We start from the raw sequence: 8,167 nt of genomic DNA, 5'->3' as shown, positions 1-8,167 counted from the left end.
GGAGACACCACGCGAAGAGCAGCCGGTGGCCGAGATTGCCGATATTGCCGAGCGCCGCGCCCGCAAGGATGCGATCCGTTCCGAGAACGACCGCAAGGGTTCCGACAACCGCAACGAGCAGCGCGGGGCTTCCCGTCCTCAGCGCGACCACAGCCGCCCTAGCCGCCACCGCCATGAAGAGGACGACGCGACCGTCGGCTTCGGCGATGACGTGCCCGCCTTCATGCGCATCGTCGCGAAGGTCTGACCTCAATACCGCGTCGGCAACAACGAGGCGGCCCCGAATGGGGCCGTTCCTCTACTGCCGTTTCGAAGGATACAAGCGCTTTGCCGGGATTGTCCTGCTGCCGCTTACATCGGGCCGGGCATCATCTTGGTCGGCTTCTCCAGCATCGGAAACTCGGCGTCGCTGCATTTCACCTTCGGATTCGTCGGGCTGAACATGCCGTTCGGATTGTCCCTGAACAGCCAGGCGTGAAGATCGTAATGGACGAACTCCTTCGGGATGAGCGGATAATGCCCCTCCATCGGACCCATGAATTTCTGGCCGAATAGGCTCGGTGGTTCCTTGACATCCGGCGTCAAGGGCACCAGCCATTCTACGGCGACCAGCTTCAAGCCTTTCTTGGTCGGTTCGTAAATGAGCACGTTGGGCTTCATCGGGTCGAGCTTCTGGCCGACGCTCGGAACGTTGACGAAATGGATGCCCATGGCGCCCTTCGGATATTCCATCGTGCCCGGAATCTTCTCGCCCGAGTAATAGACGCAGCCGACGGTCGACAGATAGAGGTCGCGAACGGCGGCCGTGTAGTCCTCATATTTGGCCAGCGATTTTTTCAGAGCTTCGATGTCGGCCTTGTTGGCGTCTTCGGCTCGGGCCGTGGCGGCTCCAACCCATGCGCCCAAGAGGCCAGTTAAAACGAGGACGCCGCAGCGCCCAAGGCGAGTCGTTCTTGTCATGCATTCCTCCCAGATTCTTGAACTGGCCGTGCAAGACCGAGGCGGAAAAATGCTGATTGCGCGGCCGGTTGTACCGCCTCGTCCCCGCTGGACAGCGTCGATGCTAGTCCTTTCCAAGGCGATGGAAAGGCATCAATTAGAACTAGCTGAGGCCCCGACGGCTTTTCCCATCTCGAGGTCAAAAACAAAACGGCCCTCGCGGGGCCGTTTTGCATAGTAGAGTAGTTCTCCTGGCAGCAGCTTCTATCAGGTCAGCGGCGACAGCTGGATCTCGACGCGACGGTTCTGGGCGCGACCGGCGGCCGTCGCGTTGGAAGCAACCGGACGTGTCTTGCCGAAGCCGGTGACGGCGAAGCGGCGGGAATCGACGCCCTGGCCCGACAGGTAGTTGGCGACGGCGAGCGCACGGCGCTGCGACAGGTCGAAATTGTGCTCGTCGCCGCCGGTCGAGTCGGTGTGGCCGAAGACGTCGACGGTCGTCTGGCGGAACTTGTTCAGCACCAGCGCCACCGAGTTCAGCACCGGATAAAAGCCCGGCTTCACCGCGTCCTGGTCGACGTTGAAGGTGATGTCGGACGGCATGTTGAGAATGATCTGGTCGCCGCTGCGGGTGACGCTGACGCCGGTGCCCTGCAACTGACGGCGAAGCTCGGCCTCGTTCTGGTCCATCGTCGCGCCGATCGCGCCGCCGGCAAGGGCGCCGATGCCCGCACCGATCAGCGCGTTGCGGCGGTCGTTGCCGCCGGCCAGCAGACCAAGGCTGGCACCCGCCAAAGCGCCGAGGCCGGCGCCGGCCGCGGTGTTGGAGATCTTCTGGTCGCCGGTATACGGATCGGTGGTGGTGCAGGCGCTCACGAGCACAGCCGTCGCCACGACGACGAGCACGGTCTTCTTCATAAGATTGTCCCTCTCCAAATCGCGGCCGTTGCAGCCGCGCCAAATCAGCCCTTCCGCACGCGTTGTACCATGAATTGCGGCAAAAAGCGGAACGGCAAAGCTACCAGAGGTTCTTGCCGTCGATCACCACCACTTCGACCCTGTCCAGGTCGAAGTCGTCGAACAGGCGAGAGTTGACGCTGATCCTCGGGTTGTCGAAGTCGGGCTGGCCCGTCGACCAGTCCGGCGTTTCGGTGAAGGTGCCGCAGCCGCAGGTCGAGCAGAAACCATGCTTTATGGTATTCGAGCCCCAGCGGTAGAAGGAGACGTTCTTAGGCGGGCTGGTGAGCTTGAATTGCGACGGGACGTAATAGGCCCAGAGCGACCCGCGCTTGGAGCAGAATGAGCACGTGCATTGCGTCACCGTCTGCGGCGCCTCGGAGACTTCGAAAGTCGTGGCCTTGCAGTGGCAGCTTCCCTTGATGATCATGGATCTCTCCGTTGTCCGCCGCCCCCCGCACAGTTCCGTGCGGAAGACGCGGCGGAACTTCTGTGGCAGCAAGGCAACATAAAGACGTCGTTCTGACAACCGTTCGTCAGCAGGCGCGGCAGCGCCCGGTCGAGAGCTCACATGGCACTGCCTGGCCGCGGCAATCCTAGTAAGAGGGCGGCGGCACGAACAGGCAGATGGTCTTGCCGGCGTCCAATCCGGCCTGGTGCGCGCACCAGTGATATTCGCCATCAGGCGAATCCTTGACCCGCTTGTCGCTGTAGGCGACCACCTCGCCCGTGCCTTTTATCACATAGCCTTCCGGCCGCTCGCCGATCGATGTCTGTGGCACCTCCTTGCAGTCGTAGTTGGCGCAGCAGGCAAAGGGATAGCTCCAGGCTTGCGGAAGCATCGCCGTAGGTTTGGCGTCGTGCGCGACGGCAGTAGCGGTCAGCATCATGGTCCCGAAGGTGGCGAACAGGGAAAACAGGAGCCGGCCGGCCGGGCGAACGGCTCGGGCCGATCTTGACTTGGCAGCAGACATCGAAGCGTTCCTTTCGAGCATCAAGCGTTTTGTCGCTTGCCCGTTCCCGGAACGTGTCTTCCCAGTGGCCGGATCGTCAGTCGCAGATATGCCGCGTCCGGCCATACATGCTTCTATACCCAGCCCGAATGCTGGGCTGATTCCTTGGCCGGCGCAAGAACTGGGCGTGCCCTCGGAATCGCACCGGGGTTCAGCAGCGGCCGCAGAAAAGGGTGCGCCGACTTGGTTAACAATAACTACGACAAGCCTGCGACCAGGGGTGCCTAAGAACGAAATTCTGCCGACGGAAGTTCCGACCGTCAGCCGGTGACATGTTCACGATATTGCGGCAGGTCGTCCGTAATCGTGAACCATGGCGCCTTGGAACCGACGAAGATATGTGCACTTGGGCGAATGCTCGGATCGCCTGTCAGGGTCCCCATGGCAACATGGACGTAGGCACCCTCCCGCACCAAGGAGTAGAGCAAGGAGCCGCACTGCCCGCAATGCGCATCGTGGCCGCCGGCATCGCCATAGATCAGCAGCCTGTCGTCGCCCGCGGTGAGATGAAACTTGTCGCGCGCGATGCCGGCAATGGGCTTGAAAGCCGACCCTGTAGTACGGCGGCAGTTCGAGCAATGGCAATTCACCGCGTAGGCGAATTCATCGGTCACCTCGTAGCGGACGAGGCTGCAGAAGCATTGCCCGGCAAGCGTACGAGCACCTGCCTTTTCCGGATTTGCCAAGGTCTCACCCCCTGCCAGCCGCCACCCGGCGGAAAGTTTTCGGAATACCTAGTCGAGGTCCGCCATCGCCTCACCTGCACCGCCCTCGATGCGATGCGACAGCGAGGCCTCCATGAATTCGTCGAGATCGCCGTCGAGCACGCTTGACGGGCTGGTGTTTTCGACGCCGGTGCGCAGATCCTTCACCAGCTGATAGGGTTGGAGGACGTAAGAACGGATCTGGTGGCCCCAGCCGATATCGCTCTTCGACGCCTCGGTGGCGTTCGCCACGGCCTCGCGCTTTTTCAGCTCTTCCTCGTAGAGCCGCGAGCGCAGCATCTCCCAGGCCTTGGCCCGGTTCTTGTGCTGCGAGCGTTCGGCTTGGCAAGCAACTGCGATGCCGGTCGCGAGATGGGTGATGCGGACCGCCGAGTCGGTGGTGTTGACGTGCTGCCCGCCCGACCCGGATGAACGGTAGGTGTCGATGCGCACGTCGGATTCCGAAACGTTGATCTCGATCGTGTCGTCGATGACGGGATAGACCCAGACGCTGGCGAAGGAGGTGTGGCGGCGCGCATTGCTGTCGTAGGGCGAGATGCGCACCAGGCGGTGAACGCCAGATTCTGTCTTCAACCAGCCATAGGCGTTGTGCCCCTTGATAAGCACGGTGGCCGACTTGATGCCGGCCTCTTCGCCTTCATGGACTTCCAGCACCTCGACTTTGAAGCGGCGCCGCTCGGCCCAGCGCGTGTACATGCGCAAGAGCATCGAGGCCCAGTCCTGGCTCTCGGTGCCGCCGGCGCCGGCATGGATTTCAAGATAGGTGTCGTTGGCGTCCGCCTCGCCCGACAACAGGGTCTCCACCTGACGGGCCTTGGCCTCGCCCTGCATCGAACGCAGCGCCGCTTCGGCTTCGGCGACGACGCCCTCGTCGCCCTCTTCCTCGCCGAGTTCGATCAGGCCGATATTGTCCTCGAGCGCCTGGGTCAGGCCTTTGACCGCCGCGATCCCCTCATCGAGGCTCTGGCGCTCCCGCATTAGCTTCTGCGCTTCCGCAGGGTCGTTCCAGAGGCTGGAATCCTCCGCGCGCGAGTTCAGATATTCAAGCCGCTTGAGGGCCGGATCCCAGTCAAAGATGCCTCCTCAGCAGGGTTATCGCCTGCCTGATCTCGTCGACAATGTTCTGCGTTTCCGCGCGCATGGCTCTTCGTTCTGTCCTGTTCTTGTCGTTCTTTTCGGAATCGGCGCGATACATAGGCACGGCACCGCCGCCTGTAAAGCGAAATGGGCCGGCGTTAAGCTGCCGGCCCATTCGAAACCTGGGGAAGTCAGTAAAGGCCGCCGCCACCGTCCTGGATGGCCTGATTGGCCTGCGGCGACAGCGCGCCGCCGGCACCATTGGAGCCGTCCGCGCCCATGCCGATGACCCAATAGCTGTCGGCCGGGCCGGTGCCGGGCTTGAACGCCTCGATGATGGTGTTGGGGTCGCCTTCGGCCGCGCGCATGCCGGTCTTGCGGTTGATGGCGATCAGCTTCATGCCTTCCGGAACCTGGAAGTCGACATTGGGCGTGCCGTCGAGCGCGACGCGCATGAAGTCCTTGAAGATCGGCGCGGCGAGGCCACCACCCGTGGCCCCCTTGCCCAGGCCGCGCGGCGTATCGTAGCCCATATAGAGGCCGACGACGAGGTTCGGCGTGAAGCCGATGAACCAGGCGTCCTTCTCGTCATTGGTGGTTCCGGTCTTGCCGGCGATATGGCGGCCGAGCTCGGCGATGGTGGCGCCGGTGCCGCGCTGCACCACGCCCTCCATCATGGAGGTGATCTGGTAGGCGGTCATCGGATCGAGCACCTGCTCGGAATTGTCGACCAGTTCCGGCTCGGGTTGGTTCTTCCATTCGGCGGCGTTGCAGCCCTCGCAGCCGCGTTCGTCCTGCTTGAACACGGTCTTGCCGTAGCGATCCTGGATGCGGTCGATCAGCGACGGTTTGATCGACTTGCCGCCATTGGCCATGATCGAATAGGCCGACACCATGCGCATGACCGTCGTCTCGCCGGAGCCCAGAGCCATCGGCAGATAGGGCGCAAGATGATCGTAAACGCCGAAACGCTCGGCATATTCGACGACCAGCTTCATGCCCATGTCGTTGGCCAGCCGCACCGTCATCAGGTTGCGCGACTTCTCGATGCCCGAGCGCAAGGTGGCCGGGCCGGCGGCCGTGCCGTCATAGTTCTTCGGCGTCCAGGTCGTGTTGCCGCTCTGGATGGTGATCGGCCCGTCCATGATCACGGAAGCCGGCGTGTAGCCGTTGTCGAGCGCCGCCGAATAGACGATCGGCTTGAACGAGGAGCCCGGCTGGCGCATCGCCTGGGTAGCGCGGTTGAACTCCGACTGCGCGTAGGAGAAGCCGCCGACCATGGCCAACACACGCCCGGTATGCGGATCCATGGCAACCAGGCCGCCTTCGACCTCGGGCACCTGGCGCAGGCTATAGGCGTTGTCGGAGCCCTCGTTCTTCTGCACGAAGATGACGTCGCCGGGTTCAAGCACTTCCGCCGGAGATTTCGCCCTGACGGACTTGCCGTTGACGAAATGGCGCATGGCAAAGCCCATGTCGTCCTTGCTGACGGTGCCCTCGACGCGGTCCTTGACGAGGTCGCCGGAGACCTGACGCGCCGGCTGCATGCCGATCGTCAGCCCATCGGCCGAACTGTCGAGCACGACGGCGAGCGTCCACTCCGGCACGTCCTCCAGCCCCTTGACCGCGCCGAGCGGCACGCCCCAGTCGCCGGAAACGTCGATATGGGTCACCGGTCCGCGGTAGCCGCGCAGCGTGTCGTATTTCAGCAATCCGTTCTGCATCGCCTTGCGGGCGATGAGCTGGATTTTCGGATCGAGCGTGGTGCGCACCGACAGGCCGCCCTCATAGAGCGCATTCTCGCCGTAGCGGGCGATGATCTGGCGACGCACCTCCTCGGTGAAATACTCGCCCGCGAACAAGTAGGAGCCGTTACGGCGCGGCTTCACGCCGAGCGGCTCGGCCTTGGCCTTGTCGCCCTCCTCGCGCGTGACGTAGCCGTTCTCGACCATCTGGTCGATGACCCAATTGCGGCGCTCGATCGCCCGGTCGGCATGCTTGAAGGGATGATAGTTGTTGGGGCCCTTGGGCAGCGAAGCAAGGTAAGCGGCTTCAGCGACGGTGAGTTCGTTGACCGACTTGTCGAAATAGGTCAGCGCGGCGCCGGCAACGCCATAGGCGCCGAAGCCGAAGAAGATCTCGTTGAGATAGAGCTCGAGGATGCGGTCCTTCGAATAGGCCTGCTCGATGCGGAAGGCCAGGATCATCTCCTTGATCTTGCGCTCATAGGTCTGGTCGGAGGTCAGCAGGAAGTTCTTTGCAACCTGCTGCGTGATCGTCGAGGCGCCGACCTGACGCCTGCCCGAGCCGAAGTTCTGCAGATTGACGATGATGGCGCGGCCGAGGCCGGTGATGTCGATGCCGGGATGGTTATAGAAGTTCTTGTCCTCGGCCGACATGAAGGCAGCCTTGACGCGGTCCGGGATCGCCTGGATCGGCAGATAAAGGCGCCGCTCGCGAGCATATTCGGCCATCAGCGAGCCATCCGAGGCATGGATGCGCGTCGTCACCGGCGGCTCATATTTGGCCAGAACCTCGTAGTCGGGCAGATCCTTCGTCAGATGGCCGATGTAGATGGCAAGGCCCGCAGCGACCAGCAGCGCCAGCGTCGTGCCGATGCCGAAGAAATAGCCGATGAGACGAATCATGCCCGCTCCAGTCCGAGGTCCGGGATTTCCTAAACGAAGCCGACAGTCGCGCAAGCTTCAGGGGCGGTCCCAATCCGCAATGGAAACCCATTGTCGCGACCATGTGGACAAAATACGGCAGCACGAAGTTTCAGGAACTCCGTCCGTCAAATAATAACGCCACGTGTTGTCGTCGCGCAACGCTGCTTGCGGTTGTAGGACGGCTCAAGGTTGTGGGCGGGTTCGGTCCCCGTCAGCCCCCAGCCCTGGCTCCCGCTTTCGCCGCGGCAAACAGGGCAACGGCATTGGTTATGCTCTGAGCCGCCTTGCCGCGCCAGTCGGCGCTGAGCAATTGCGCCTCGTCCTTGCTGTTGGAGAGGTAACCAAGCTCGACCAGAACCGAGGGCACGTCGGGCGCCTTCAGCACCTTGAAGCCGGCCGAGCGCTGCGGATTGTTGATCAGACCGACGCTGGTCGACAACTGGCCGACCAGCGTGTGCGCAAAGCTCATCGAAAAGCCGTGGGTCTCGCGGCGGATCAGGTCGATCAGGATGTCGGTGACCTCCTTATTGTCGTCCTCGATCTTTAGGCCGGCGAACTGGTCGGAGAGGTTTTCACGATCGGCGAGCGCCTGAGCCTCGGGATCGGAAGCCTTGTCCGAGAGCGTGTAGACCGTGGCGCCGCGGAGACCTCTGACGGCGATCGTATCGGCATGGATGGAGATCAAGAGATCGGCTTCGTGCTGGCGGGCGATGCGCACGCGCTCGTCGAGCGGCAGGGACACGTCACTGTCCCGTGTCATATAGACATCATAGCTGCCGACCGCGGC

At 62.7% G+C, this 8,167-nt stretch carries 8 protein-coding genes and 1 pseudogene; 1 reads left to right on the top strand and 8 read right to left on the bottom strand.

Annotated elements, in window-relative coordinates; all coding sequences use genetic code 11:
- A pseudogene (locus tag EOA60_RS10695) lies at positions 1 to 247 on the top strand (ATP-dependent helicase); the annotation flags it as partial.
- A gap of 104 nt (positions 248 to 351) precedes the next feature.
- Here EOA60_RS10695 and EOA60_RS10690 read toward each other — a convergent pair.
- The 8 genes from EOA60_RS10690 to EOA60_RS10655 all read right to left on the bottom strand — a co-directional run.
- Positions 352 to 960: a hypothetical protein gene (locus tag EOA60_RS10690; RefSeq protein WP_066989524.1), complete on the bottom strand. Its 609-nt coding sequence runs from the start codon at positions 958 to 960 to the stop codon at positions 352 to 354.
- Positions 961 to 1,206: 246 nt separating this feature from the next.
- Complete coding sequence (locus EOA60_RS10685; RefSeq protein WP_059184805.1) at positions 1,207 to 1,857, bottom strand: OmpA family protein; 651 nt, start codon at positions 1,855 to 1,857, stop codon at positions 1,207 to 1,209.
- A 100-nt stretch (positions 1,858 to 1,957) separates the two neighbouring features.
- Positions 1,958 to 2,326, bottom strand: a complete 369-nt coding sequence (locus tag EOA60_RS10680; protein WP_095824705.1) for a GFA family protein — start codon at positions 2,324 to 2,326, stop codon at positions 1,958 to 1,960.
- 166 nt (positions 2,327 to 2,492) lie between these two features.
- The gene (locus EOA60_RS10675) at positions 2,493 to 2,870 is read right to left on the bottom strand and encodes a hypothetical protein (protein ID WP_067321646.1); all 378 of its coding nucleotides are present in this window, start codon (positions 2,868 to 2,870) and stop codon (positions 2,493 to 2,495) included.
- A 299-nt stretch (positions 2,871 to 3,169) separates the two neighbouring features.
- Positions 3,170 to 3,595 (bottom strand): GFA family protein, encoded by a 426-nt coding sequence (locus tag EOA60_RS10670; RefSeq protein ID WP_095824706.1) that lies wholly within the window; start codon positions 3,593 to 3,595, stop codon positions 3,170 to 3,172.
- 48 nt (positions 3,596 to 3,643) lie between these two features.
- Positions 3,644 to 4,775 (bottom strand): peptide chain release factor 2 gene (prfB, locus tag EOA60_RS10665; RefSeq protein ID WP_127240096.1). Its coding sequence is split into 2 segments (ribosomal slippage): positions 3,644 to 4,708 and positions 4,710 to 4,775, totalling 1,131 coding nucleotides; the frame shifts between segments, so codons are not numbered across the junction.
- Between the two features lie 127 nt (positions 4,776 to 4,902).
- The gene (locus tag EOA60_RS10660; protein ID WP_095801312.1) at positions 4,903 to 7,359 is read right to left on the bottom strand and encodes a penicillin-binding protein 1A; all 2,457 of its coding nucleotides are present in this window, start codon (positions 7,357 to 7,359) and stop codon (positions 4,903 to 4,905) included.
- Between the two features lie 232 nt (positions 7,360 to 7,591).
- The coding region (locus EOA60_RS10655) for an N-acetylmuramoyl-L-alanine amidase (RefSeq protein ID WP_164899257.1) at positions 7,592 to 8,167 on the bottom strand (576 nt) is incomplete at its 5' end.

It is taken from the genome of Mesorhizobium sp. M1A.F.Ca.IN.020.06.1.1 (assembly GCF_004023265.1).
Classification (GTDB): domain Bacteria; phylum Pseudomonadota; class Alphaproteobacteria; order Rhizobiales; family Rhizobiaceae; genus Mesorhizobium.
This window is presented reverse-complemented; position numbering and strand designations above follow the sequence as displayed.

Bases quoted from the DNA above. Each gene is read 5' to 3' on its own strand.
- EOA60_RS10690 (WP_066989524.1), bottom strand. From the start codon at position 960: ATGACAAGAACGACTCGCCTTGGGCGCTGCGGCGTCCTCGTTTTAACT.
- EOA60_RS10675 (WP_067321646.1), bottom strand. From the start codon at position 2,870: ATGTCTGCTGCCAAGTCAAGATCGGCCCGAGCCGTTCGCCCGGCCGGC.
- EOA60_RS10660 (WP_095801312.1), bottom strand. From the start codon at position 7,359: ATGATTCGTCTCATCGGCTATTTCTTCGGCATCGGCACGACGCTGGCG.
- EOA60_RS10685 (WP_059184805.1), bottom strand. From the start codon at position 1,857: ATGAAGAAGACCGTGCTCGTCGTCGTGGCGACGGCTGTGCTCGTGAGC.
- EOA60_RS10680 (WP_095824705.1), bottom strand. From the start codon at position 2,326: ATGATCATCAAGGGAAGCTGCCACTGCAAGGCCACGACTTTCGAAGTC.